We start from the raw sequence: 24,745 nt of genomic DNA on the forward strand, positions 1-24,745 counted from the left end.
TAATTTAAAAACATTTGTAAACAAATCAGTCAATTGACACATTAATTTTATAAGCCATGATAACATTTAAAGAAAAGTACAAGGATAATTTAATTCTTGTAAAATCATTTGAGTTTGCCAAGAAGATTGTTTTATACACCGAAAAATTAGAGGAAAACAAAAAGTTTGTTGTTGCTAATCAACTGCTTAAGTCCGGTACATCAATAGGAGCAAACATAAAAGAAGCTCAAAACGCTCAAAGCAAAGCCGATTTCATTCATAAATTTAAAATTGCCATGAAAGAAGCTGATGAAACCGAATTTTGGTTGTTTTTATGCAATGAACTGCAACGTTATCCTGACACAGAAGAATTGTTAGTAGAGTTATTTGATATTTTAAAAATTACAAATAAAATTATTGCAACTTCAAAAATTAATAAATAAAGTTTAAGCCAATTGGTTGATGAAATGTAAATTTTACCAGTTTTCTAAATTGACACATCGACACATTAACCAATTGACAAATTAAAAAAAAAGTTTAACCCAATTGGTTATTGAAATGCAATTTCAGCAGTTTTCTAAATTGACACATTGCCACATTAACCAATTGCCACATTAAAAAATTATGTCACAAGAAATAAAATCAGTAGAATACGGACTAGAAAAAATATTTGAAGGAGCTCAAGATTTTCTTCCTTTAATGGGAACCGATTATGTAGAGTTTTATGTTGGAAATGCCAAACAAGCGGCTCATTTTTACAAAACAGCTTTTGGATTTCAATCCTTGGCCTATGCCGGATTGGAAACTGGCGTAAAAGATCGAGCTTCGTATGTGTTGAAGCAAGATAAAATCCGATTGGTATTAACCACTGCTTTAAAAAGCGATTCGCCAATTGGCGAACATGTGAAAAAACATGGAGATGGAGTCAAAATCGTGGCGTTATGGGTAGAAGACGCACGTAAATCATTTGAAGAAACCACTAAAAGAGGAGCTAGAGTTTTCATGGAGCCTACGGTTGAAACGGATGAACATGGCGAAGTAATTCGTGCTGGAATTTACACGTACGGCGAAACCGTTCATCTATTCGTTGAACGCAAAAATTATAATGGCACTTTCCTTCCGGGGTATAAGGAATGGAAATCGGATTACAATCCGACTCCGGTAGGGTTGAAATATGTAGATCACATGGTAGGAAATGTGGGTTGGAATGAAATGAATACGTGGGTAAAATGGTATGAAGATGTCATGGGATTTGTGAATTTCTTATCGTTTGACGACAAACAGATTACCACAGAATATTCCGCTTTAATGAGTAAAGTGATGAGTAACGGTAATGGTAGAATTAAATTCCCTATCAATGAACCGGCAGAAGGAAAGAAAAAATCACAAATTGAAGAATATTTAGATTTTTATGAAGGTCCGGGAGTGCAGCACATTGCTGTAGCTACTGATGATATCATTTCTACGGTAGCTGAAATGCGTAAAAGAGGTGTGGAGTTTTTGAGTACGCCTCCACAAGCGTATTATGATGCCATTCCGGAACGGTTAAAAGACCACATGTCTAAATTCAAGGAAGACATCAACGAACTTCAGAAATTGGGCATTATGATTGATGCTGATGAGGAAGGTTATTTGTTACAAATATTCACCAAACCGGTGGAAGACCGACCAACTTTATTCTTTGAAATCATCCAACGGATGGGAGCCAGAGGATTTGGAGCCGGAAATTTCAAAGCGTTGTTTGAAAGTATCGAACGTGAGCAAGCGTTAAGAGGAACATTATAAATCAAAATTTAATTAAAATTTCCGTTAGGTAGTTGTTTTTGAAACGATTACCGAACGGTTTTTTTATGAAATGGTGTAAAGTTTGTCAAATTATAGTAACAAGTTAGAAACAAAAACAGCTTAAAATTACGAATAATGAAATTTTAACCTATCAAAGCAGTGGTTTTTTGTCAAAATAGTGTTAAAGTAAAAAAATGAATAAATATTTCGCAACAAACGAATTATCTTTGCACTCGCAAAAAGGAGGAGTGGTTACCTCCTTGGAGTAATGTAAATTTTCATAATTTATAGTTTTTTGGTTAGTTAATTAGCATACAGCCCAATTGGAAACAGTTGGGCTTTGTGTTTTGTGTTGTTTGGTAATGTGTCAATGAGACAATTAGTTTTACAACAAATCATTTCATTTGGATATGGTTTAGGAGGAAAGATTTTGTTATTTTTAGTGAGAGGAGAGGAATGTGGGAGTTTATGAAAAAGTGTTTTTCGGTTTTTAAATTGTTTTACTAAACAAGGGACTCTGCTGACTAAAATAAATTAATCTTACTTTGGTATTTATTAAAATTTTTTTACTTTTAATATTTTAAGCAGAAATTATTTGTTAATTAAATAAGCATTTAATATTTTTACATTTAATTAACCAATAAAAACTTATTTGTTTATGAAGAATTATTACAATTTATTTGTTTATTTGTTTATTTGTTTAGCTAGATTAAATGCTCAAGAATGTGGTTTTGTTGATACTGAAAATTATCAAACTTACGACCAATATCATTTTAATAGGAGTTCAGCAAATGTAGATATACATTGTATAAATGTTTGTTTTAGAATTGTAAGAGATAATAATGGTGCGAATGCCGCCATTAATCCAAACATTATTCCTCAGGTTTTGTCTGAAATGAATTCTAAATTTAATCCTCACGGAATTTATTTCAACCAAGTAGGTACTTTTGACTACATTAACAGTACAAATTACAATAATTATTTGCAAGGAAGTAGTCCTGCAAATATTCCTAATTGTTTAAATATTTATTTTATCAAAAATTTTAATCATAATCCATCATTAGGTGGTATAGCAACTTTTGGAACTTTAAGAGTAACTATTAAAGGAATTCACGCCACAAATGACTGTACTGTTTCACATGAAGTAGGTCATGCTTTAAATCTTAGACATACTTTCAGATGTACTTCAACAGCGAATGGTTTTAATGCAAGTTGTGCAGAAAACCCTTTTAATTCTGTTGAATGTCATATTAGAGGTGATTTAGTTTGTGATACACCTGCTGATTATACAACAATGGGCGGAAACAGTAATGTAAACAATCCATATGGTTTGAATAATTACAATCCAGACAAGAAAAATATAATGTCATATTGGATAGGTAAGCAACATTTTTCACCCGGTCAAGGCGAAAGAATGTTTAGTTCTATTACTGGAGCTCCAGAATTACAAAGCATTCGCTCTTACAATTGTGCAAATGTTGTTGGACCTTCAAAAATATGTCGTTCGGGTAGGATAGATTCTTATAGAGTTTCTGTGGCTCCTATTGGCACACCAACTTATAATTGGAGTGTAAGTGGATGTTTGCAAATTATTGGTTCCTCAACAAATTCTTCTGTTAATATTACTAGAACATTACCAAGTACATCTAATTCTACTATTAGCGTAACCATTAATGGAAGTATAGTAAAAACGAAAACAATTCGAACAAGATGTCTTTTTGGTGTTTTCAGAATGGCTGGACTTTATGATTGGGTAAGTAAGGATTATGGAGATATGGGTTTAATAATTCCAATAGATCCAGAGGATGAAGATTTAGATGATCCAGTTGTAAAGTATATGTGGGAAATTCATGAGCAGGAAAGTGAACCAACTGCATTAAATAGTGAAAATATAAAACCTTATTTTGTTGGAGCTCTACCTAATGAAAAAAATATTTTTACTAGTTCAACAAATCAAGCTATTGTTAATTGGGGTAATATTTCAAAAAGTTATTTGATAACTTGTCATGAAATAACACAGTCTGGTGAAAAGTATTTAATAAGTGAAAATTATGTTGATGTTGGGGATCCTAAAAACAACCCTTGTTTTAAAAATAACATTCAATCTATCATTGCCCCAAACCCTGTTAGAAACGGTTTAATTAATGTTATAGTTCAAAAACCTGAAAATACTTCACCGTGCAATTATAAAGATTTGGAACAACCTCAGTTTTTTAACAGTGAGTTAGATAAAGTTAATAATTCAATTACTATTTTTGACTATCAAGGCAATGAGATATATAGAAATGTATTTGAAACAAATGAATTCACAATTGAAAATGTTAACTTAATAAGCGGTAATAATTATGTGGTGAATTTATTTACCAACGAAGGTGGTTTTAATCAACAAGTAATAATAGCAGAATAAATTAAATATGAAAAAAATAATAATTTTGATACTTTTTGTATCATTAGGTTGTTCAGATAGTGAAGACAATTCAAATGGTTTGATGATGAATAAAATTGTTGGAGATTGGAAATTAGTGGGTTACTATGATGATGAAGAAGATCCCGAAACGGGTTTTAATTATCATACAGTTGAAAATGGTTTTGAAACTACTTTTAGACAAAACAAAACTTTTGAAACAACATTTATACCTTCTGAAACATATAGTGGAAAATTTAACATTGCAAATGATTCAATTCTAACTTTTAATTATACTATTACGCCATCAGGCATATCAAACCCGGAACGATTTAAAATTCTTATACTTAATGATAATGTACTAGAATATATCGCACCGGGAGCGATATTTGGGCCGCAATTGCGTTTAGAAAGAATCAATAATCCTTAATTATTTTCTTGTGAAATTTAGTTGTAAAAAGTATGCTTTTTTTGGTCTAATTTTTTTGGTCTTCGTCAATTGTTCTGATAACAATGATAAACAGACTTCATTTGATATTACTCCTATTTTAGGAAAATGGCAATATGTTGAGTATTTGGATTATGACCCACCAGGGCCATATTTAATTGATAATGGACCAATAATTGAATTAAAAGCAGATGGTACATTTGTATCTCCTGAAGTGCCCAATTATCCAAATGGAACTTTTAGTGTTTCATCCGATAGTATTATAACTTTTACGTCTCGGTTGAATGAAACAACGTATAGTAAAAAGCAAAAAATTAATTTTTATTCTGAAACAGAAATGATTTTAGACAATGATTTATCACCTCCCGGTCAAATTGGATGCATAGAAGGTTGTGCAGAACGGTATGCTAAAGTTGATTAAAGTTTATCAATATAAACATGGAGTAACCCGAAAAGTAAATTGCTTTTCGGGTTTTTTTCTATTTCCACTTTTTTACTAGCCACAAGAAGGGTTCTCTTGAAATTAATACTAAGTTCTGCCAATCTTAAAGTTTTAAGATTGACTTTTCATTAACAAAACAACCCCCTCAAAAAATCATTAAAATTCAACCTTTTTTTGAGGTCTTTTTTAGATTTAGTTCATTTGGAACAGAAATTGTAACGCCTTTTATCAAAAAGACGATATAACATGAAAAAATTACTTTTTTTTTACTGCTGTTATTATCACTACTCGCTTTAACAGCCCTTCACATAGCATTTAAATAAATCATAATAATAAACATTACAATACTAATTGTTTCCTTTTGGTTGTACCTATTTGAAAAAAGTAAACTTTTAAGTATACTAAATTTTAATAAAATAAACATATAAATTTACTTATATGTTAAAAAGTAATATATTATGTTTACTATTTATTTAAAATGTAAATAAATATGTTTACATTTGTAGCGTTTTTTAAATAGAATTGTCATGAGAAATCAAAAAAAATTATTAATTGAGCAATTGGATAGAAAGATAAAATCTTTCCAAAAAGCTGAAAATGTAATTATTCCCGAAAAAGGATGGATATATAGTATTAGAACGGCTTTAAATATGACGCTTGAACAATTGGGTGAACGATTAAATATTACCAAACAAGGAGTGAAAAAAATAGAAGAAAGAGAAGCAAATGAATCTATTTCTATACATTTACTCAAAGAAACAGCGAATGCACTGGATATGAAATTTGTTTATGGATTTGTTCCTAAGAAAGGTTCATTAGAAAAACTCATAGAATATAAATCCGAAGAATTGGCTAGAAAAATTGTTTTACGAACAAATCACAATATGCAACTTGAGAATCAGGGCAATAGTGAAGAACAAATTCAAAAAGCAATAACAGATTTGGCAAGTGATATAAAACGAGAAATGCGGAGGTCATTATGGGATTAGATTTAGAATACGAAGAAGGTCAAACCCCTTTAAATGAAGAAGAAAAAGAAGGACTTTTAATAAAGACCATAACAACTCATGCGGAATTAGATGAATATGAACAGCTAAATATAGAAAATGCTATTGAATGGCTTTTAAAACAGAAGTTAAAAAAAGAAACGATTTTGACTGATCATTTTATAAAAGTATTGCACAAAAGAATGTTTGGTAAAGTTTGGAAATGGGCAGGGGAATTTAGACAATCAGAAAAAAATATTGGGGTAAAATGGATAAATATTTGGCATGATTTGAAAGTATTGTTTGACGATACAAATTATTGGATTGATAACGCTACGTTTCCGCCAGATGAAATAGCAATTAGATTCAAGCATAGATTAGTCAACATCCATTGTTTTCCGAATGGAAATGGTCGGCATTCACGCTTGATGGCGGATATAATTGTCGAATCTATTTTTAAAAAAGAAATTTTTTCATGGCATAGTTCTAATATGGTAAAAGCCGATGAAGTTAGAAAAGAGTATATTAAATCGATAAGACTAGCAGATAAAGGGAATATTGAACCATTAATAAAATTTGCTAGAACATAGCGGCCTTAATGAAACCTTCCTTCAATAGAGACACAGAACTTAAAGGCTTTGGGACTGGTTTACTTTTTCAGTTTTGATTTTTTTTAGAATTTCAAAATTTTTTATGAACAAATTCGAATCCCAATATTTATTGAGATTAACTTGAAGCAACAAAACAATACCTTCAAAAAATCATTAAAATTCAACCTTTTTTTGAGGTCATTTTTAGTTTTAGTACATTTGGAACAGAAATTGTAACGCCTTTTATCAAAAAGACGATATTGTATGAAAAAATTACTGTTTTTACTGCTGTTTTTTATCACTTCCGGGTTTAGTTCTCAAGGGGTTCAACCACCAAAAGAAGATGCTTTTGATGTAGGTGAATGGTTTCAATTTCGTATTCATTATGGTATGATTAATGCCGGAATTGCAGAATTAAGCGTTCGTGAAGCGGTTAGAAACAACAAAAAAGTATTTCACGCCAAAGGTAGGGGATACACTACCGGTATGACCAAGTTTTTCTTTGAAGTAGAAGACGATTATCAAAGTTATTTTGATAAAGAAACCGGAAATCCGTATCAGTTTGTGCGGAAAATTAATGAAGGTGGCTACACCAAAAACCAAGAAGGGTTTTTTAATCCGCAAAATAAAACGGTTTTAGTCAAAGACTACAAACGTAAAACCGAGAAAACTTTTGAAGTGCCCAATAATGTGCAAGATATTCTATCTACTTTTTATTATTTGAGAAACCACCCAAAGGTGGACAAGCTAAAAGTGGGAGAATCGATAGACATTGATATGTTTTTTGATGATGAAACGACTAAATTTAAGCTAAAATTTATGGGTCGTGAAGATTTAAAAACTAAATTTGGGGTCATTCCAACCATGATTTTTCGTCCGTATGTGCAAGCTGGTCGGGTTTTTAAAGAACAAGAAAGCTTAACTGTTTGGATATCAGATGACGACAATAAATTACCCATTCGTATCAAAGCGAGTTTGATGGTGGGTTCGCTAAAAGCAGATTTGGAACAATTCAAAGGATTAAAACATACGTTTACCGTTAAAGCAAAACCATAATGAATACAACCGCTCACGAAGAAATACTTGAAAAATTAGAAGAAAAGTTTCAAGCGATAAACCAAAAAACTGAAACACATTTAGAAGGACTTTTGTGGGCAAAGCCAATTACATATTGGGATTATATTCAAACAGATGCTTTATTGAATTTACAAACGCAACGCACCACTTTGCCGGATGAAATGGTGTTTATCATGTATCATCAAGTGAATGAATTGTTGTTTAAAATGATTTTATGGGAAATAGAACAAATTAGTCATTCTTCCACCTTAACAACAAGTGTTTTTACCGATAAATTAATGCGTATCAGTCGCTATTTTGATATGTTGACCACTTCTTTTACCATCATGAAAGATGGAATGGAAGTGGAACAATACATGAAATTCCGCAATACGTTAACCCCTGCCAGCGGATTTCAAAGTGCTCAGTACCGCTTGATTGAATTTGCCTCAACTGATTTGATTAACTTAATTGATTATCGATTTAGAGCCACAATTGACCGAAATACGCCCTATGAACATGCTTTTGAGCATTTGTATTGGCAAGCAGCCGGAAAAGATTATCAAACCGGCGAAAAATCATATTTAATTTTAGCCTTTGAGAAAAAATATAAGCAGGAGTTTTTGCGTTTTATGGAAGAATACAACACCATCAATGTATGGCGTAAATTCAAACAGTTGCCACAAGAAGATCAGCAAGACAAAGATTTGATTGCAGCCATGCGGCATTATGATTATACGGTAAATATTACCTGGGTGATGGGGCATTATCATGCGGCTAAAAAGTACATTGAAAGCGGACAAGGAAGTGGAGAAGCTACCGGGGGAAGCGATTGGAAAAAGTATATGTTGCCAAAGTACCAACGTAGAATCTTTTTTCCGGAATTATGGTCAGCAGAGGAATTAGCGGTTTGGGGCGAAAAAGAAAGTGTATAATTGAATTAAAAAGAACAAATTGAAATTACATAAAGTACTTCTGCTTGGTGTTTCGTTGCTTTTGTTTTCATGCGAAAGAAAGGTTGACCAGGTAGAAATTGAAAAAGATGAACAAAAGAAAATCCCGATTGTTATTGAATTTGGGTTTACCTTGAATGATTTTCAAGTGGTGCAAGACACCATTAAATCAGGTGACACCTTTGGCAAATTACTTGAAAGTTACAACATTGGTAATTTTAAAGTACATGAAGTTACCGAACAAATTAAAGACAGTTTCAACATGCGGGATATTCGGGTTGGAAAACCAATTACACTTTTAAAAGCAAAAGAAGCTCCGCATCAATTACAAGTTTTTATTTACCAAAAAGATAACATTCACTATAGTGTTGTTGACTTTAGAGATACGATTGTAAAAGCGTATAACAAGCAAAAACCCATTACGATAAAAAAGCGTACGATTGCTACCGCTATCACCGGTTCTTTGTCTGAAACCTTAAATAAAAACGGAGTAGAAGCTGGCGTTGCTAACAATTTAGCTAAGATTTACGAGTATTCTATTGACTTCTTTAAAATTCAAAAAGATGACAAATTTGCGGTAACAATGTATGAAAAGTTCATCAACGATACCGTTTATGTTGGGGTTGATCGTTTGGAAAGTTCCTTTTTTGAACACAAAGGCAAAAGAATTTATGCTTTTCCTTATAAAATAGATAGCCTTGCTAAACGATTTGAGTACTACGACGAGGAAGGCAAAGGTTTAAAAACCATGTTTTTAAAAGCTCCTTTGGATTATTTCCGTATTTCTTCACGGTTTTCACCCAAACGTTTTCATCCGGTGCAAATGACTTGGAAAGCTCACAAAGGAACCGATTATGCTGCTCCACATGGAACACCGATTAAAACAACCGCTTCCGGTGTGGTTGAACGAACCGGTTATACCGCAGGTAATGGTAATTTTGTGAAAGTAAAGCACAACGGAACTTATTCGACTCAATACCTTCATATGTCCAAAATATTGGTACGACAAGGGCAATCAGTTACGCAAGGACAAACCATCGGATTAGTTGGTAGTACTGGTTTAGCTACAGGTCCTCACGTGTGTTATCGTTTTTGGAAGAATGGTGAACAAGTGGATCCTTTAGGACAAAAACTTCCGAATACGGAGCCTATGAATGCAAAACACAAAGCAAAATATTTAGAATATATTGCACCGTTAAAGAAAGAATTAGACAGTATTGCACAACAAAAATTGAAATAAAATGGCATTAAAGAATATCAATCCGACACAGACAAAAGCATGGGAAAACCTTCGAAATCATTTTGAAGAAATGCAAACTGTAACCATGCAGGAATTATTTGAACAAGATCCGAATAGAGCTACTTCATTTCATGTTCAATGGAATGATTTTTATGTTGATTATTCGAAAAATATTGTCAATCAGGAAACGATGAAGCATTTGATTAGCTTGGCTCATGAAATAGAGTTATCGGACGCTATTCAACAGTATTTTAATGGTGCAGCGATTAATCAAACGGAAAACAGAGCGGTATTACATACGGCTTTGCGTTGTCCGGCAGATACCGTTGTAAAAGTGGACGGCATTGATGTTATGCCGGAAATTCAATCGGTTAAAAATAAAATAAAGGTGTTTACCAATGAAGTTATTTCAGGTGTTCGAAAAGGATTTACCGGAAAAACATTTACCGACATTGTAAACATTGGCATTGGCGGTTCAGATTTAGGACCTGCAATGGTTACAGAATCATTGGCTTTTTATAAAAACCATTTATCGGTACATTTTGTTTCTAATGTGGATGGCGATCACGTTCAAGAAGTAATTCAGAAATTAAATCCAGAAACTACGTTATTTGTGATTGTTTCAAAGACGTTTACAACGCAAGAAACACTTTCAAACTCTGAAACGATTCGTAATTGGTTTTTACAATCGGCTACTCAACAAGATGTGGCGAAACACTTTGTAGCCGTTTCTACTAACGTGCAAAGAGTAACCGATTTTGGGATTCACCCGGATAATATTTTCCCTATGTGGGATTGGGTTGGCGGACGTTTTTCGTTGTGGAGTGCGGTTGGATTATCCATTAGTCTAGCGGTTGGGTTTGATCATTTTGATGCCTTGTTAAAAGGAGCCAATCAAATGGATAATCATTTTAAAAACACGCCATTTGAGCAAAATTTACCGGTAATTTTGGCCTTGTTGAGTGTTTGGTACAACAACTTTTTTGGTGCCGAAAGTGAAGCATTGATTCCTTACACACAATACCTTCAAAAATTAGCCCCTTATTTACAACAAGGTATCATGGAAAGTAACGGTAAAAGTATTGACCGAGGCGGCAACCCTGTTCAGTATCAAACCGGAACTTTGATATGGGGAGAACCCGGAACCAATTCGCAACACGCCTTTTTTCAGTTGATTCATCAAGGAACAAAATTAATACCGACTGATTTTATTGGGTTTGTTAAGCCATTACACGGCAATCAAGACCATCATGACAAATTGATGTCGAACTTTTTTGCTCAAACAGAAGCCTTATTAAATGGAAAATCTGCTGAGCAGGTAATAGCCGAATTTAACAAACAAGGCATAAGTGAAGAAAAAGCAGCTTATTTATTGCCGTTTAAAATCTTTTCGGGCAATCGACCAACCAATACGATATTAATCAATCAATTAACTCCGGAAAGTTTGGGCGAATTGATTGCTCTTTATGAACACAAAATATTTGTGCAAGGGGTTATTTGGAATATTTTCAGTTATGACCAATGGGGAGTTGAATTAGGAAAACAATTGGCTAATTCTATATTAGATGAAATACATTCGGGAAAGGTAAAAACACATGATAGTTCTACCACTACATTATTGCATTATTTCTTAAAAAATAAATGAAAATTTAATTTTTGTTATAATTAATAGGAATCTACATCAATAATGTTAAAAATTACAATTTTTGTTTATATTTGTCTTTCAATAATTTAAAATAAAAATGTACGAATTACTTTTAAAATTGCACTCTTGGTGGGCTTGGTTGGCCATGATTGTTTTGTTTGCCGGAATCATAAACGCCCTAATGGGCTATGGAGCAAACAGAGATTATGAAGCAAAAGATTTAAGAATTTCACTATTCGGATTGATTTTTACACACATTCAATTGGTTTTAGGGTTATTACTTTATTTTGTTTCGCCAGTTGGTTTAAAAGTGTTGGGAGAGATGAAAAACGAAACATTGCGTTTAACATCACTTGAACATCCTTTAGTGAATATTATTGCTATTGTTTTAATTACAATTGGATGGTCACAACACAAAAAAGCACACATGGACGATAAGTTTAAAAAGATTTTAATCTTTTATTCTTTGGGATTCATTTTACTAATGAGCCGAATTCCTTGGGTTTCTTGGCTGAGTTAAAGTAAAAACAACCACGCATTGCGTGGTTTTTTCATTTTGGAATGTATTTTGATAATTGAATCACCATAAAAATAATAAGCTCATGAAACATAAATGGATAGTTGGAATTTTAGGTATTCTTTTTTTAGCTTTATTGAGTGGTTTTTCTATAAAAAATAAATCTTTTAATGGATCTTTTTTTTCATTTATGACTGTAAATGATACCTTAAAAAAAGATTCTATTCTTATTGATAGTATTCAAAAGGAGGGAAATTTCAAATTTACATTGCTAAAAAAAGGGGCTCACGCTTCTTATTATGCTGATAAGTTCAATGGTAGAAGAACGGCAAGCGGAGAACGATTTGACAATCAAAAATATACTGCTGCACATCGCACACTTCCATTTGGCACAAAAGTGCGGGTAACAAACGAAGCCAATGGAAAATCAACCATTGTTAAAATTAATGACAGAGGTCCTTTTACTAAAGGAAGACATATTGATTTAACCAAAAGAGCCTTTCGCGATATTGCCCGTCATCATGGATATGGTTCAATGAAGGTAACGATAGAACTAGTGGAAGAAATTATAGATACTATTTCGACTCAAAAAGATTGATTTATTGCCTTTTTTCAACTGAAAGACCAATACCTAAAACGTTTGGTAAATAGTCGTGTTTAAATTGATTTTCGATTGAAACTTCATGATTACCGCTTTTCATTTCCTTTGAAGCAAATAGAATTTCTTTTAAATCACAAATATCGCCTACACAATCACCTCTATCTTTTTCTTTTTTAACACTCAAATAGAAAGTGATAACATCCATTTTTCCATCAGGATTTTTGCTCTTGATGATTAATGGGATAGAATCAAATTGAAAATCATATACATGTTTAAAATGAATGAAAACATCATATTTTCCCTCTTGTTCAATAGAAAAAAGATGATTTTTAGGACTGTTTTTATACCATCTGTTTTGATCAAATTCTAAGTCCATTTTGTTGTAAACAGAATTATATTGGCAGGACAAGATCAAAATGAGTATAGAGCCAATAAGTAGTGATTGTAGTTTCATATGGACCAATTTTTAAAAGGATTTTTACTTAGATAAGCATTGTAAAAGCGTTCGTCGTTGGTTACTTCCTCGCCCAGCCAGTGCGGTTTTTCAAACGACTCGGTTTCTGAGTTTAGTTCGATTTCGGCTATTATCAATCCTTCATTATCACCATAAAATTCATCCACTTCAATAATGTGATTACCGCATTGAATATCGTATCTGGTTTTTTCAATCACGCCTTTTTCGCATAACGGTAACAACAATTCAGCTTCTGAAACCGTAATTTCTTTTTCCCATTCTAAACGGGTCATTCCTGATTCGTTTCCTTTTCCTTTAATGGTTAAAAAGCCTTTGTTTCCTTTGATTCTAATCCGAACCGTGCGTTCAGGATCTGAACATAAATAACCTTGCACAATTCTGTTTTGTTGAAATGCTGCTGCTTTAAATGCCTCAGAAAGCACTTTAAATTTTCTTTCTATTTCTATCATTGGTAAAGGATAATCTTAGCGAAAGATACATAAATTTGTGGTATGGAAACACCTCTTCATCAACGAAAAATCATTCATATTGATATGGATGCCTTTTATGCTTCAGTTGAGCAAAAGGATTTTCCTGAACTAAAAGGAAAACCACTCGCTGTTGGCGGAAGCGAAGTAAGAGGCGTCATTTCTGCGGCCAGTTATGAAGCCCGAAAGTTTGGTGTTCGAAGTGCAATGAGTGGCGTATTGGCTAAAAAATTATGTCCGGAACTAGTTTTTGTTCGCCCACGATTTGAGCGATACAGTGAAATATCGAAGCAAATTCGAAAGATTTTCTATGAATATACTGATTTAGTGGAACCGTTGTCGTTAGATGAAGCCTATTTGGATGTAACCCAAAATAAAAAAGGAAACCCGAGTGCTACTTTATTAGCTCAAGAGATTAGAAAACGCATTTTTGAAGTAACCGGATTAACCGCTTCGGCCGGAATTTCCGTGAATAAGTTTGTGGCCAAAGTAGCTTCAGATTACAACAAACCAAACGGTCAAAAAACTGTAAATCCGGATGAGGTGGCAACTTTTTTGGAAGCGTTAGACATTAAAAAGTTTTATGGTATTGGTAAAGTTACCGCTGAGCGAATGTATCAATTTGGGATATATACCGGAATGGATTTAAAAAACCAAAGTTTAGCTTTTTTAGAAAAACATTTTGGCAAAAGCGGAGTGCATTATTATTACATCGTCAGAGGTATTCATAACAGTCCGGTAAAGCCAAATCGTATTTCCAAATCAGTTGGGGCTGAGCGAACGTTTAATGCCAATTTATCCTCGGAAGTGTTTATGGAAGAACGATTGGAAAGCATTGCCAAAGAATTGGAAAAACGATTACAGAAGTATAAAATAGCCGGAAAAACCGTAACCCTTAAAATTAAGTATTCCGATTTTACCTTGCAAACCCGAAGTAAAACCTTGCCGTATTTTATTTCAGAGAAATCCTTGTTGTTGGCTACCGCAAAAGAGTTGTTGTACCAGGAAAAATTAAAAGATTCAGTTCGTTTGTTGGGAATTTCACTGCATAATTTGAATACAGAAATCAAGAAAACGGTGGCGGTTCAATTAAAATTTGAGTTTTAATTAATCGTTTTTCCAAAGTATTTTTTTGGTGATTACTTGATTTTTAAAAGTTATTTTGATGAAATAGATTCCGTTCGGTAGTGTGAATTCTTGTAAAGACCAATTGTTTTCATCTTGTGAATGGTTTACGGCTAATTGTTGTCCGAGCACATCATACAACACACACGAGTGCCACTTTTCATTACTTTTGATAATAAGCTCTTTAGTTGAAGAATGAAAAATAATTTCAGGTTGGAATAGAATTAATTCATCAGAATTTAAAATTGTTTCTTCACAAATGGGGGTTTCTTCGTTTTCATCCGTATAAAAAAGAGTATAGTTTTTATAAAAGCAAGTAAGTGAGCCAACACTATTTAGTTCCGGATAACCACCGGGAGCATTAATGATGGAAAGCGAACCAACGCCTTCAACCCAAATAGCATTTTGATTAGAAACCGTATTTTCGGGATGCGGAGAGAAGTAAAAGTACCTTCTTATTTCAGTTTCTTGAAACGGACGATTTCGAATCGAATCCAACACAAACCATCCACCTTCTGCGGGAAAAGGACTTATAGGGTTTTTCATTTCAAAGGTATCACCTTCTTCCAATGAAAAATCATAAAGTAAATAGGTGTCAATTCGATTGGGGTTGATTTTCGTTAAAAACACCTTTTTTTCTTCCGTATTTTCACGAAGTAAAAACGTTCTGGAGATATAATGATAACCGTCTAAAATTTTGTGTGAAAGTCCGTTTACAAGCGTATCGCTGTTGGTATAGTAAATATCGGTTAGACAACCATTATAACAAGTGGTAAAATGCCATTCGTTGTCGGTTTCCAATAATGGTTGATAGGGTTGACTATACCCAATAACAGTCAAGAAAAACGGTATAAGAAATACGTTGTATTTTGAAAACATACTTCAAAAGTAACTAACTTTTTCAAACTTCAACAAAAGTTAAACTTATTTTGTTTAAGTTATCATGAAAAAATAAAGTATACATTTGGTTCAAATTTAAAGCTCATGGCAGAATTATCAACCTATGACAAGGGATACTTTAGTTATATTTCAAAATTGTCAATAAAAAAATTACCGCTCATTTGTTGGAATTTCTATAGTGAATTTTCCGGATTATTAAACGCCTGTCTTTCCGATCAAAATCAATTGAATCAAATGGCTGTTGCTCAACAATGGCAAAACAATCTTCAATTGAATAAAATGATGCAACACGACACGGTTGTGGTAGTAACGTGTCCGAAGTTAAAAATTGTGTATGCTACGCAAAACATGATTCACATGAACGGATACCAACCTAATGAAGTCATCGGAAATTCTCCAAAAATGTTTCAGGGTGAAGCCACTTGTCCAGAAATATCAAGAGAAATAGGACTAGCTGTTCAAAACAAACAGCCTTTTGATAAAGTAGTGACCAATTATTGCAAAAACGGTTCTTTATACCAATGCCATATTCAAGGTTTTCCTGTATTTAATAAAGCAGGTGAATTGGTTAATTTTATAGCTTTTGAAAGAGCGGCTTAAAGAAATATTTACATAAAAAATGCCTCAAAAGTCAGATACTTTTTGAGGCATTTTTTATGATAAAGTACTTTAATTAATCTCTACTCGAAATCTTAGAAAGCAATCGCAAAAACTCTACATACAACCAAACCAAGGTAATCATCAATCCCATCGCTCCAAACCATTCCATGTATTTAGGCAATTGTTTTTGAGCTCCTTTTTCAATTTGATCAAAATCCAAAAATAAATTTAAGGCCGCCACTACAATCACCAAAACGCTAATGCCGATACTCATCAACGAATTACCATAATGTACCGGCTGAAAGCTGGTAAACATACTAAATTGGAATAAAAAGTGTTAATAAATTTCGAATAATTATAATAAAAAGAAAAAAACTAAGAAAACTATTAATAATTTTGAAATTGTTTCTATTTTTTTTATATTTGAAGGTATTTATTAAAAAAATGTCATGAAAAAACTTTTTTACTTAATTTTCTTATCAAGTATAGCATCATTTTCACAAACTAAGTATTATTATTTCAAAGGACAGAAAATAAACATTGAACTTGATAAAAGATTTTTAACAATAAATGTTTCAAATGAAACAAGTGTTAATTCAATAATGGAATATGGTTTTAAAGACTTTGTTTTTTTAAAAGATGTAAAAGATTCAACAAAATGGGCTAAAATTGAATTTACCCCCCCCCCCCATATTTATTCAGATATGGAGTATTTGCAAAAAATCAATAGTTTAAGAAATAATTCTTCTGTTTTAACAGTATCACCATCTTTTATTACTTCTAATGGTGCTACAATTGATATGTCTAGTTATTTCTATGTAAAATTAAAAAGCTTAAATGATGTTCAACTGCTTCATACTATATCTTTAGCTAAAAATGTAGAAGTAATTGAGCAAAATCAATTTATGCCTTTGTGGTTTACATTAAAATGCAATAAGACAACTTTAGATAATGCTTTAGAGGTAGCAAATTATTTTTATGAAACCGGTTTTTTTGATGGTGCTGTGCCTGACTTTATGGATGTTGTGTTTTCTAATAATAATTCAGATTGCACAAATGATCCGCTTTTTCAACAACAATGGGGGCTTTATAACACTAACAATCCTAATTTAGATATAAATGCCTGTCAAGCTTGGTCTATAACAGAAGGGGAAAATAGTATTGTAGCTGTTATAGATAGTGGAATTGAATTGGAACATCAAGATTTGATTGATAATATTCATCCTTTTAGTTGGGATGCCGTTTCACAATCATCGCCAAGTATTAATGCAACACCACATGGTACAAATGTTGCTGGTATAATTGGTGCATTGAAAAACAACAATTACCAAATTGTAGGAACAGCACCTAAAACTAAATTAATGTCAATAAGTATGTTGTCCTCTGGAAATTTAAATCTACAAAGACTTGCAAACGCTATTAATTTAGCTATGATTAACGGAGCTCATGTTATTAATAATTCTTGGGGTTGTACACCAAATGGATTTATAGAAGATGCATTAAATAATGTAATAACAAATGGAAGAAATGGACTAGGTTGTGTTGTGGTTCATGCTTCTGCTAACAATGGAAATTCAAACATACCATTTCCGGCAAATACAATAAATAACATATTAGTTGTTGGAGCAATGAATGAGAATGGCTCTAAAGCAAGCTTTTCTAATTTTGGGAATAAACTTGATTTAGTTGCACCAGGGACTAATATATTAACAACGGATTTATATAATAATGTAATTCTAGAGCAAGGCACTTCTTTTTCAGCACCATTTGTTTCAGGCGTATCAGCATTAATTTTATCTACGAATCCTTGTTTGACGGGTAAAGAAGTTAATGATATTATTGAAAAAACAGCCCAAAAGGTGGGGAATTATACTTATACATATCAAACTAATAGAAACAATGGAAGATGGAATAATGAAATGGGTTATGGTTTAGTTGATGCTCACGCTGCAGTTGTAAAAGCTCAACAGTTATATTCACCTACACTAGATTTAATGATAGCAGATTCTTTTAAAGATGAAGGAATTGAACCTAATACAATCACAAAAAAGTTTTGGAGTAGTGAGTCAATTTGGATAAGAAATAATGATGATGGAATAGAAGAGCATCAAAATCCTGAATATAGTGAAACAATACCTAATTATGTGTATGTAAAAATTAAGAACAAAAGCTGTGTTGCCTCAAGTGGGAATGATGAATTAAAGCTATATTGGTCAAAAGCAGGAACATCTTCTACTTGGCCATTATCATGGGAAGGAAATTTATATATAGATAATGTTCAAATGGGTGCACCAATTGCAACAATAACTATACCGGTGCTTAATCCGGGTCAAGAAATAATTTTAAAAGCACCATGGTTAATTCCAAATCCTCAAAATTATGCTACTATCGTAGAAGAACAAGATTTATGGCATTTTTGTATATTAGCAAGGATTGTCTCTAATGACGATCAAATGACTTTTCCTGAAACAAATAACGATATTCAAAATATTAAAAACAATAATAATATTGCAATGACCAATATTACAGTTGTTGATTTAATTCAAAACGTAACCAATGGAGATACTTTTGGAGGTGTAATTTATGTTTCTAATCCTAAAAATACTTCTAATATTTATTATCTGGAGTTAGAAGTAGAAGAAGAGGAAGAGGGTAAATCTATTGCAGAGGAAGCTGAAATTTCAATTAAAATGGATAATGTTTTGTTTAATGCTTGGGAAAAAGGAGGCAAAAAAGTAGCATTTTTAGACAACACAAATGAAGAAAAAAGAAAAATTGTAAAAGGAAATAAAGTAGTTTTAGATCATTTATTATTTGATCCCAATGAAGTAGGGACATTAAAAATTTCATTCAATTTTCTAACAAGAGAATTAACTGAAAAATCTAATTACACCTATCATATCATTCAAAAAGATTATTTTACTGATGAAATTATTGGTGGAGAAACTTTTGTGATTAAAAAACCGGTTCGACAACCATTTTTAGCTGATGCAGGAGAGACAATAATGACTGATATTAATCAACCCATTATAATTAGTGCAGAACAAATTAATGAGGCGGCTTTATATAATTGGTATGATTCAAATGGTGAGCTGATTTTTCAAGGTAAAGACTTAACCGTATCAACCGATATTGTAAAAAAATATAAACTTGAAGTTATTGCTTTAACTGATGGATTTAAAGATTATGCAGATGTTGAAGTTAAATTAAACCCAAGTAAAATAGAATCCATTTCACCAAATCCAGCAGTTAACCAAATTCAAGTAAATTATAAAGTCAATGAAAACACCTCTGCATATTTAATGGTTTTAGGTTATTATGGTAGTAGTACAACCTCTCATAATTATATTATTGATATTAATCAATCAAACTATATTATTAATCTTAGTGAATATACTCAAGGTTTTTATACTGTTGCTCTCGTTTGTAGCGGTGAAATTGTTGATGCCAAAAACTTTATCAAAAATTAAATTCAAAAGCTATGAAAACAACAATAACTACCTTTTTATTGCTGCTATTTTGGAGTTTAAATTCTCAAAACATTAGCATTAACTCTTCTTTTGGGAATAATGGCGTTTTCGTTGTCCCTTCCTCACAAAACTCCTTTGTTTATGCTTTAGATTGGGATGCATTGGGCAATATTTATGGTGCCAGAGCTACATTACAAAGTGGTAATTCTTATAATTATGAATTATCAATAACAAAGTGTTCTACCGAAGGGGTTTTAGATAATGGTTTTGGTAATAATGGTGTTTCTGTTCTTTCATTTGCAGAAAGTCAAACACCATTTGACATAAAGGTGACAGAACACTCAAAAATTTTTATTTGTGGTATGGCACACAATTCAATTTCTTCTCAAAGTTTTGGTTTTTTAGTTAAATTAAATCCAGACGGGAGCTTAGATACATCATTTGCTAATGAAGGAGTTTTTATTTTAAATGTGAATTCTATTGGTTTTAATTCAATCGTTCTTTTGAATGATGATTCTATTGTTTTGGGCGGAACTGCGAACAGTTTAGGTATACTTGTTAAATTAAATTCAAACGGTTCTTTAGCTACAGATTTTGGTAATAATGGTGTTATGAATGTGTCGTCTGGAAGTTTTCATTTCGGTCTCGAAAAAACAATAGTTACAAACAACAATGAACTACTGTCTGTTGGATTTGAATTTTCCAATGCATCCAATACTAAAATTGCTTATTGTAAAACAGATACAAATGGAAATTTTATTGAAGCGTTTGGGAACAATGGGAAAGTAGTTTATGATTTACAAATTGACCCATATCCTTTTGGATCGGAGTTAATTACTCAAATTAAAAAAGGGACTAACAACTCCTATTATTTAGGGGGTAATAATGCGGACAGTTATTTTATCTTAAAGATTAATGAAGATGGTAGTTTTGATGAAAATTTTGCAAACTCAGGAATTTCTTCCGGTAATTTTCCCTTTACTGATTTTGACTTACAAGAAAATGGAAAAATTGTAATCAGCGGAACCACGCTTGTTTCTGATTCCAATTTAGGATATTCTATTATTCGTTTAAATGATGATGGATCATTTGATGATACTTTTAATAATGGTTCAAACTTTATTCTCGATTTATCATCACAAAGTGATTATATGTATAGTATGAAATTTACATCGGCTAATGAATTTTTGATTGGAGGTTCAATGGGTCAGAATGCTATTCGAAAAGCAATAATTACTAAACTAACTATTGACGATGCTTTATCTGTTAATCAAAAAGATAAACAATTAGAATTTCAAATATTTCCTAATCCGTTTAAAGATAATATAAATATTAGCAATATAGGTGAAGTAAAAAATGTAAAAATGGTTGATATATTAGGAAAGCAAATAGAATTCTCACGCATCAATAATACTATTCATGTGGATGAAAATCTATCAGCAGGGATATATTTTATGAAAGTATTATTTTATGATGGTATGGAAATTATTAAAAAAATCGTTAAAGAATAAAAAGTATTTTTAATCGAAATAAATTCAAATCTAATTTCATCAAAAATAAAATGAAATGCTATGAAAAAACTTTATATTTTCTTACTTTTTTTTAGTTTGATGAAGGCACAAACAATTGAACAAGTATCGATTATACCGATTGAAAACGGTATCAATGTTGAGTTAAAAATATTTGGTCAAACCATTACAACTTTTGTAAGTAGTACAAATACATTGAGTGAGGCACAGATTACATTAAATACCTGTTATTGGACATCAATATTAACTGCAACTTCACATTTGACAAATCTTTTTTCGATTTCACTATCAGATGAACCATTAAATTACACGCTTACTATCAATGTTTTTAATTCCTCATCAAATGTGGTTTGTGAGTCGCAAGAGCTAACAGATTTTATAGTCGTACATTTTTCCACCCCATTAGAAGAGCCCATTGTTCTTTCAACTGAACAGTTTAAGTTGTCTCAAAATGAAATTAAGATTTATCCAAATCCTTCAAATGGAAAGATGTATATAGATGCTTCCTTTAACATTGAAAAAGTGGTTGTTTATGATGCTTTTGGTCGATTGGTTCATCACCAAAATGAAGTTGTAGAAAAACAATTAAATTTAAGTCATTTAGCAAAAGGAATGTATTTTATAAAAGAAAATAATCAAGCTCACTTTGTAAAAAAGATATGGGTTCAATAGATTAATTTAAAAAAACTAAACCCTACAAGTTGTTAAACAAGAAGGGTTTATTTATGTTATAAATAAGGTGTTAATCCCTACTCGAAATCTTAGAAAGCAATCGCAAAAACTCTACATACAACCAAACCAAGGTAATCATCAATCCCATCGCTCCAAACCATTCCATGTATTTAGGCAATTGTTTTTGAGCTCCTTTTTCAATTTGATCAAAATCCAAAAATAAATTTAAGGCCGCCACTACAATCACCAAAACGCTAATGCCGATACTCATCAACGAATTACCATAATGTACCGGCTGAAAGCTGGTAAACATACTCAACAACCACGTAATAAGATAGTAAATAGCAATGGTAATCGTAGCTCCAATCACCACCGATTTGAATTTTTCGGTTACAGTAACCACCTTATATTTATACAACATAAAACACACTAAAAACGTGGTAAATGTTGCTCCAACAGCCTGAATCACAATTCCGGGATACATTGCTTCAAAAATGGCGGATAATGCCCCGATAAATAATCCTTCAAATAGTGCATAACCCGGAGCTAAATAAGTGGATAAATGCGGTTTAAAAGAGGCAATTAACACGAGCACAAAACCAATTAATGCACCGCCTATTAAAAACGGCATCGGATTGTAGCCGGTTGCTGTCATTGTCCACGTTAACGTAGCGGTTACTACTAAAATCAGCAACATAATAAGACTCTTGTTAATGGTGCCGGAAATGGTCATGGTCTCGTTGTAATCAATGATTACAGAACGATTTCCTTCTTCATCTACTTGAATAACCTGAGGTTTATCAAAAGATTTGTTCTTAAAAAACGGATTGTTGGATTGCATCTTTTTAATTTTTAAAGTGGAAAGATAAAAAAATTATCCTATATCTGATACTCTTAACGTATTTACCATTCCTTTTTCAGCAATTGGCATAGCCGCTAAGTTGATAACCATATCGCCTTTTTCTACAAATCCTTTGTGTTTGGCTATTTTATTTACGTCTTCCACCGTATCATCGGTGCTCGCAAATTTATCATAGTAAAACGATCGAACACCCCATAATAAATTCATTTGCGTTAAAATTCTTCGGTTAGAAGTAAATACTAAAATGTGAGCACTCGGACGCCAAGCTGAAATTTGAAAAGCAGTATAACCACTGTTCGTCAAGGTTGAAATGGCTTTTGCTTTAATTTCATTCGCCATAATGGCTGCATGATAACAAATCGATTTGGTAATGAATCGTTTCGTTCTCACGTGAGGTGGATTTTGCGGAACCGAAATCAACGGACTATCTTCTACAGAACGAATAATTCTGGTCATCGTTTCAATTACTTCTACCGGATAATTACCTACGGAAGTTTCACCGGAAAGCATCACTGCATCTGCACCATCCATTACGGAGTTGGCTACGTCGTTTACTTCTGCACGAGTTGGCGTTAAACTGGTAATCATCGTTTCCATCATTTGTGTAGCCACAATCACCGGAATACGAGCCGTTTTAGCTCTATGAATTAATTTCTTTTGAATTAACGGCACTTCTTCAGCCGGAATTTCTACGCCTAAATCGCCACGAGCTACCATTAATCCGTCGCAAAAGGCCACAATTTTATCGATATTTTCTACTGCTTCCGGTTTTTCGATTTTAGCCACAATCGGAATTTTATAAGAAGAATTTTTGGAAATTAAATCCTGTAATTCCTCTAAATCTTTTGGTGTTCTTACGAATGAAAGAGCAATCCAATCCACTTCATTTTCAATGGCAAATAAAGCATCTTTAATGTCTTTTTTAGTTAAAGCCGGTAACGAAACTTTGGTATTGGGAAGGTTTACACCTTTTTTAGACTTTAATGGCCCACCTTGAAGTACTTTACATACCACTTCAGTTGAACCATTGGTTTCTAACGCTTCAAAAATTAATTTACCGTCGTCTAATAAGATTTTTTCACCCGGATTTACATCACGAGGAAATTCTTTGTAGTTCATATAAACTCTTTCCGCCGTTCCGGGAACATCTTCCGCCGTTTGAAAAGTGATGATGTCACCTTTGTTCACCACTACATCTTCTTTCATCACACCAACACGAAGTTTTGGGCCTTGTAAATCGGCAAGAATGGCAGTAGTATAACCAAATTCTTCATTCAATCCTCTGATGATGTCAATTCGTTCTTTTACATCAGCATAATCGGCATGCGAAAAATTAATACGGAACACGTTTACTCCCGCATCTACCATTTCTTTTATCACTTCTTTGCTACTGCACGAAGGACCTAGTGTGGCTACAATTTTCGTTTTTTTGTTAAGTGGCATATTTTGTTAAAATATTAAATTATTTTTAGATTTTAGTTTGTCGTATTGAACAGCATAAACCGTAGAAATTTGGTTTATTTTTTTCAGTTGATGTATGATTTTTATGGTGTTGATTTGTTTTTCTTCTCCTTCAATTTTCAGAAAATAATCTACTTTTTTGAGTTCCGGTAAAAAATACGCATGAGAAGTTAAACCGCCATCATTGGCAAATAATCCTGCAGTATTAGAAGGAACTTGAACTTCTTTTTTATTTTCTATCAACGTCCAAACCATATCGTTTTTTTCGTCTTCAAATAAAAAAGCAGGATAAGCCGTTTTTTGAATCAAAACGCCTTTTTGAGATTTACTCAATCGGGTTTGCAATTGTTGATTGACAAAATAAGCAATACGGAAATTTTCTAAATGAGAATGGATGGCGATTAATTGAAAATCAGCTTCTTCAAGATCATCAATAAATAGTTTATGAATGGCCATCTTTTAAATAAACAAGATGTAAAGATACAGTTTTTGTCCAAAAAAAGCACGTTAACGTTCTAACTTAACTTAAATTTATTAA

24 protein-coding genes and 1 pseudogene are annotated in these 24,745 nt (G+C 32.4%); 18 read left to right on the forward strand and 7 right to left on the reverse strand.

The genetic code is table 11. The features are described from left to right. The first annotated feature begins 56 nt into the window (after nt 1–56). From H601_RS0102785 to H601_RS0102855, 13 genes are all read left to right on the forward strand, one after another. Complete coding sequence (locus H601_RS0102785) at nt 57–422, forward strand: four helix bundle protein (protein WP_026710093.1); 366 nt, start codon at nt 57–59, stop codon at nt 420–422. Between the two features lie 181 nt (nt 423–603). Further along, the gene (gene hppD / locus H601_RS0102790; RefSeq protein ID WP_026710094.1) at nt 604–1,764 is read left to right on the forward strand and encodes a 4-hydroxyphenylpyruvate dioxygenase; all 1,161 of its coding nucleotides are present in this window, start codon (nt 604–606) and stop codon (nt 1,762–1,764) included. A gap of 658 nt (nt 1,765–2,422) precedes the next feature. After that, entirely contained in the window at nt 2,423–4,171 is a 1,749-nt protein-coding gene (locus H601_RS0102800) for a M43 family zinc metalloprotease (protein ID WP_026710095.1), read from the forward strand. 7 nt (nt 4,172–4,178) lie between these two features. After that, a complete protein-coding gene (locus H601_RS0102805) occupies nt 4,179–4,598 on the forward strand; it encodes a lipocalin family protein (RefSeq protein WP_026710096.1) in 420 nt (139 codons plus the stop codon). A 10-nt stretch (nt 4,599–4,608) separates the two neighbouring features. After that, nucleotides 4,609–5,037 (forward strand): hypothetical protein, encoded by a 429-nt coding sequence (locus H601_RS0102810; RefSeq protein ID WP_026710097.1) that lies wholly within the window; start codon nt 4,609–4,611, stop codon nt 5,035–5,037. A 548-nt stretch (nt 5,038–5,585) separates the two neighbouring features. Further along, on the forward strand, nt 5,586–6,047 hold the full coding sequence (locus H601_RS0102820) for a mobile mystery protein A (protein ID WP_026710098.1): 462 nt from the start codon (nt 5,586–5,588) through the stop codon (nt 6,045–6,047). After that, entirely contained in the window at nt 6,038–6,634 is a 597-nt protein-coding gene (locus H601_RS0102825) for a mobile mystery protein B (protein ID WP_026710099.1), read from the forward strand. Before H601_RS0102820 ends, H601_RS0102825 begins: the two co-directional genes overlap by 10 nt. A 264-nt stretch (nt 6,635–6,898) precedes the next feature. After that, on the forward strand, nt 6,899–7,690 hold the full coding sequence (locus H601_RS0102830) for a DUF3108 domain-containing protein (RefSeq protein ID WP_026710100.1): 792 nt from the start codon (nt 6,899–6,901) through the stop codon (nt 7,688–7,690). Beyond that, complete coding sequence (locus tag H601_RS0102835) at nt 7,690–8,625, forward strand: tryptophan 2,3-dioxygenase family protein (RefSeq protein ID WP_026710101.1); 936 nt, start codon at nt 7,690–7,692, stop codon at nt 8,623–8,625. Before H601_RS0102830 ends, H601_RS0102835 begins: the two co-directional genes overlap by 1 nt. 19 nt (nt 8,626–8,644) lie before the next feature. Then, the gene (locus H601_RS0102840; protein WP_035655442.1) at nt 8,645–9,883 is read left to right on the forward strand and encodes a peptidoglycan DD-metalloendopeptidase family protein; all 1,239 of its coding nucleotides are present in this window, start codon (nt 8,645–8,647) and stop codon (nt 9,881–9,883) included. A 1-nt stretch (nt 9,884) separates the two neighbouring features. Further along, a complete protein-coding gene (gene pgi / locus H601_RS0102845) occupies nt 9,885–11,528 on the forward strand; it encodes a glucose-6-phosphate isomerase (protein ID WP_026710103.1) in 1,644 nt (547 codons plus the stop codon). A gap of 97 nt (nt 11,529–11,625) precedes the next feature. Beyond that, on the forward strand, nt 11,626–12,048 hold the full coding sequence (locus tag H601_RS0102850; protein ID WP_026710104.1) for a hypothetical protein: 423 nt from the start codon (nt 11,626–11,628) through the stop codon (nt 12,046–12,048). Between the two features lie 82 nt (nt 12,049–12,130). Then, a complete protein-coding gene (locus H601_RS0102855; protein ID WP_026710105.1) occupies nt 12,131–12,643 on the forward strand; it encodes a septal ring lytic transglycosylase RlpA family protein in 513 nt (170 codons plus the stop codon). Between the two features lies 1 nt (nt 12,644). On the opposite strand, the gene H601_RS0102860 is transcribed toward H601_RS0102855, so the two are convergent. Then, a complete protein-coding gene (locus H601_RS0102860) occupies nt 12,645–13,100 on the reverse strand; it encodes a gliding motility lipoprotein GldH family protein (RefSeq protein ID WP_084139917.1) in 456 nt (151 codons plus the stop codon). Continuing rightward, nucleotides 13,097–13,570, reverse strand: coding sequence for a CYTH domain-containing protein (locus tag H601_RS0102865; RefSeq protein ID WP_026710107.1), 474 nt, complete (start codon nt 13,568–13,570; stop codon nt 13,097–13,099). Before H601_RS0102865 ends, H601_RS0102860 begins: the two co-directional genes overlap by 4 nt. A 42-nt stretch (nt 13,571–13,612) precedes the next feature. Here H601_RS0102865 and dinB point away from each other — a divergent pair, with 42 nt between their 5' ends. Next, nucleotides 13,613–14,695 (forward strand): DNA polymerase IV, encoded by a 1,083-nt coding sequence (gene dinB, locus H601_RS0102870; protein WP_026710108.1) that lies wholly within the window; start codon nt 13,613–13,615, stop codon nt 14,693–14,695. On the opposite strand, the gene H601_RS0102875 is transcribed toward dinB, so the two are convergent. Next, a complete protein-coding gene (locus tag H601_RS0102875) occupies nt 14,696–15,592 on the reverse strand; it encodes a T9SS type A sorting domain-containing protein (RefSeq protein ID WP_026710109.1) in 897 nt (298 codons plus the stop codon). It lies immediately after the preceding gene. Nucleotides 15,593–15,697: 105 nt separating this feature from the next. Here H601_RS0102875 and H601_RS0102880 point away from each other — a divergent pair, with 105 nt between their 5' ends. After that, complete coding sequence (locus H601_RS0102880) at nt 15,698–16,213, forward strand: PAS domain-containing protein (protein ID WP_026710110.1); 516 nt, start codon at nt 15,698–15,700, stop codon at nt 16,211–16,213. Between the two features lie 73 nt (nt 16,214–16,286). Here H601_RS0102880 and H601_RS0102885 read toward each other — a convergent pair. Further along, a pseudogene (locus tag H601_RS0102885) lies at nt 16,287–16,532 on the reverse strand (Bax inhibitor-1/YccA family membrane protein); the annotation flags it as partial. 130 nt (nt 16,533–16,662) lie between these two features. Here H601_RS0102885 and H601_RS15990 point away from each other — a divergent pair. Genes H601_RS15990 through H601_RS0102900 form a run of 3 tightly spaced genes read left to right on the forward strand, consistent with a single transcriptional unit; the run spans nt 16,663 to nt 21,884 of the window. Then, a complete protein-coding gene (locus H601_RS15990; RefSeq protein ID WP_051220638.1) occupies nt 16,663–19,683 on the forward strand; it encodes a S8 family peptidase in 3,021 nt (1,006 codons plus the stop codon). Between the two features lie 11 nt (nt 19,684–19,694). Beyond that, nucleotides 19,695–21,194 (forward strand): T9SS type A sorting domain-containing protein, encoded by a 1,500-nt coding sequence (locus tag H601_RS0102895; protein WP_026710112.1) that lies wholly within the window; start codon nt 19,695–19,697, stop codon nt 21,192–21,194. A gap of 60 nt (nt 21,195–21,254) precedes the next feature. After that, complete coding sequence (locus H601_RS0102900) at nt 21,255–21,884, forward strand: T9SS type A sorting domain-containing protein (protein ID WP_084139918.1); 630 nt, start codon at nt 21,255–21,257, stop codon at nt 21,882–21,884. 70 nt (nt 21,885–21,954) lie between these two features. Here the strand turns inward: H601_RS0102900 and H601_RS0102905 are convergent, their stop codons facing one another. The 3 genes from H601_RS0102905 to H601_RS0102915 are packed head-to-tail and all read right to left on the reverse strand — an operon-like array spanning nt 21,955 to nt 24,663. Then, nucleotides 21,955–22,725, reverse strand: coding sequence for a Bax inhibitor-1/YccA family protein (locus tag H601_RS0102905; RefSeq protein WP_035655444.1), 771 nt, complete (start codon nt 22,723–22,725; stop codon nt 21,955–21,957). 33 nt (nt 22,726–22,758) lie between these two features. Beyond that, nucleotides 22,759–24,189: a pyruvate kinase gene (gene pyk / locus H601_RS0102910; RefSeq protein ID WP_026710115.1), complete on the reverse strand. Its 1,431-nt coding sequence runs from the start codon at nt 24,187–24,189 to the stop codon at nt 22,759–22,761. 6 nt (nt 24,190–24,195) lie between these two features. Further along, nucleotides 24,196–24,663 (reverse strand): IPExxxVDY family protein, encoded by a 468-nt coding sequence (locus H601_RS0102915; RefSeq protein WP_026710116.1) that lies wholly within the window; start codon nt 24,661–24,663, stop codon nt 24,196–24,198. Nucleotides 24,664–24,745: the final 82 nt, after the last annotated feature.

It is taken from the genome of Flavobacterium filum DSM 17961 (assembly GCF_000425465.1).
GTDB classification, from domain to species: Bacteria; Bacteroidota; Bacteroidia; order Flavobacteriales; family Flavobacteriaceae; genus Flavobacterium; species Flavobacterium filum.

What these genes read in the sequence shown, in the direction of transcription:
- H601_RS0102785 (WP_026710093.1), top strand. Translation starts at nt 57, where the DNA reads ATGATAACATTTAAAGAAAAGTACAAGGATAATTTAATTCTTGTAAAA.
- hppD (WP_026710094.1), top strand. Translation starts at nt 604, where the DNA reads ATGTCACAAGAAATAAAATCAGTAGAATACGGACTAGAAAAAATATTT.
- H601_RS0102800 (WP_026710095.1), top strand. Translation starts at nt 2,423, where the DNA reads ATGAAGAATTATTACAATTTATTTGTTTATTTGTTTATTTGTTTAGCT.
- H601_RS0102805 (WP_026710096.1), top strand. Translation starts at nt 4,179, where the DNA reads ATGAAAAAAATAATAATTTTGATACTTTTTGTATCATTAGGTTGTTCA.
- H601_RS0102820 (WP_026710098.1), top strand. Translation starts at nt 5,586, where the DNA reads ATGAGAAATCAAAAAAAATTATTAATTGAGCAATTGGATAGAAAGATA.
- H601_RS0102825 (WP_026710099.1), top strand. Translation starts at nt 6,038, where the DNA reads ATGGGATTAGATTTAGAATACGAAGAAGGTCAAACCCCTTTAAATGAA.
- H601_RS0102830 (WP_026710100.1), top strand. Translation starts at nt 6,899, where the DNA reads ATGAAAAAATTACTGTTTTTACTGCTGTTTTTTATCACTTCCGGGTTT.
- H601_RS0102835 (WP_026710101.1), top strand. Translation starts at nt 7,690, where the DNA reads ATGAATACAACCGCTCACGAAGAAATACTTGAAAAATTAGAAGAAAAG.
- pgi (WP_026710103.1), top strand. Translation starts at nt 9,885, where the DNA reads ATGGCATTAAAGAATATCAATCCGACACAGACAAAAGCATGGGAAAAC.
- H601_RS0102850 (WP_026710104.1), top strand. Translation starts at nt 11,626, where the DNA reads ATGTACGAATTACTTTTAAAATTGCACTCTTGGTGGGCTTGGTTGGCC.
- H601_RS0102855 (WP_026710105.1), top strand. Translation starts at nt 12,131, where the DNA reads ATGAAACATAAATGGATAGTTGGAATTTTAGGTATTCTTTTTTTAGCT.
- H601_RS0102860 (WP_084139917.1), bottom strand. Translation starts at nt 13,100, where the DNA reads ATGAAACTACAATCACTACTTATTGGCTCTATACTCATTTTGATCTTG.
- H601_RS0102865 (WP_026710107.1), bottom strand. Translation starts at nt 13,570, where the DNA reads ATGATAGAAATAGAAAGAAAATTTAAAGTGCTTTCTGAGGCATTTAAA.
- dinB (WP_026710108.1), top strand. Translation starts at nt 13,613, where the DNA reads ATGGAAACACCTCTTCATCAACGAAAAATCATTCATATTGATATGGAT.
- H601_RS0102875 (WP_026710109.1), bottom strand. Translation starts at nt 15,592, where the DNA reads ATGTTTTCAAAATACAACGTATTTCTTATACCGTTTTTCTTGACTGTT.
- H601_RS0102880 (WP_026710110.1), top strand. Translation starts at nt 15,698, where the DNA reads ATGGCAGAATTATCAACCTATGACAAGGGATACTTTAGTTATATTTCA.
- H601_RS15990 (WP_051220638.1), top strand. Translation starts at nt 16,663, where the DNA reads ATGAAAAAACTTTTTTACTTAATTTTCTTATCAAGTATAGCATCATTT.
- H601_RS0102895 (WP_026710112.1), top strand. Translation starts at nt 19,695, where the DNA reads ATGAAAACAACAATAACTACCTTTTTATTGCTGCTATTTTGGAGTTTA.
- H601_RS0102900 (WP_084139918.1), top strand. Translation starts at nt 21,255, where the DNA reads ATGAAAAAACTTTATATTTTCTTACTTTTTTTTAGTTTGATGAAGGCA.
- H601_RS0102905 (WP_035655444.1), bottom strand. Translation starts at nt 22,725, where the DNA reads ATGCAATCCAACAATCCGTTTTTTAAGAACAAATCTTTTGATAAACCT.
- pyk (WP_026710115.1), bottom strand. Translation starts at nt 24,189, where the DNA reads ATGCCACTTAACAAAAAAACGAAAATTGTAGCCACACTAGGTCCTTCG.
- H601_RS0102915 (WP_026710116.1), bottom strand. Translation starts at nt 24,663, where the DNA reads ATGGCCATTCATAAACTATTTATTGATGATCTTGAAGAAGCTGATTTT.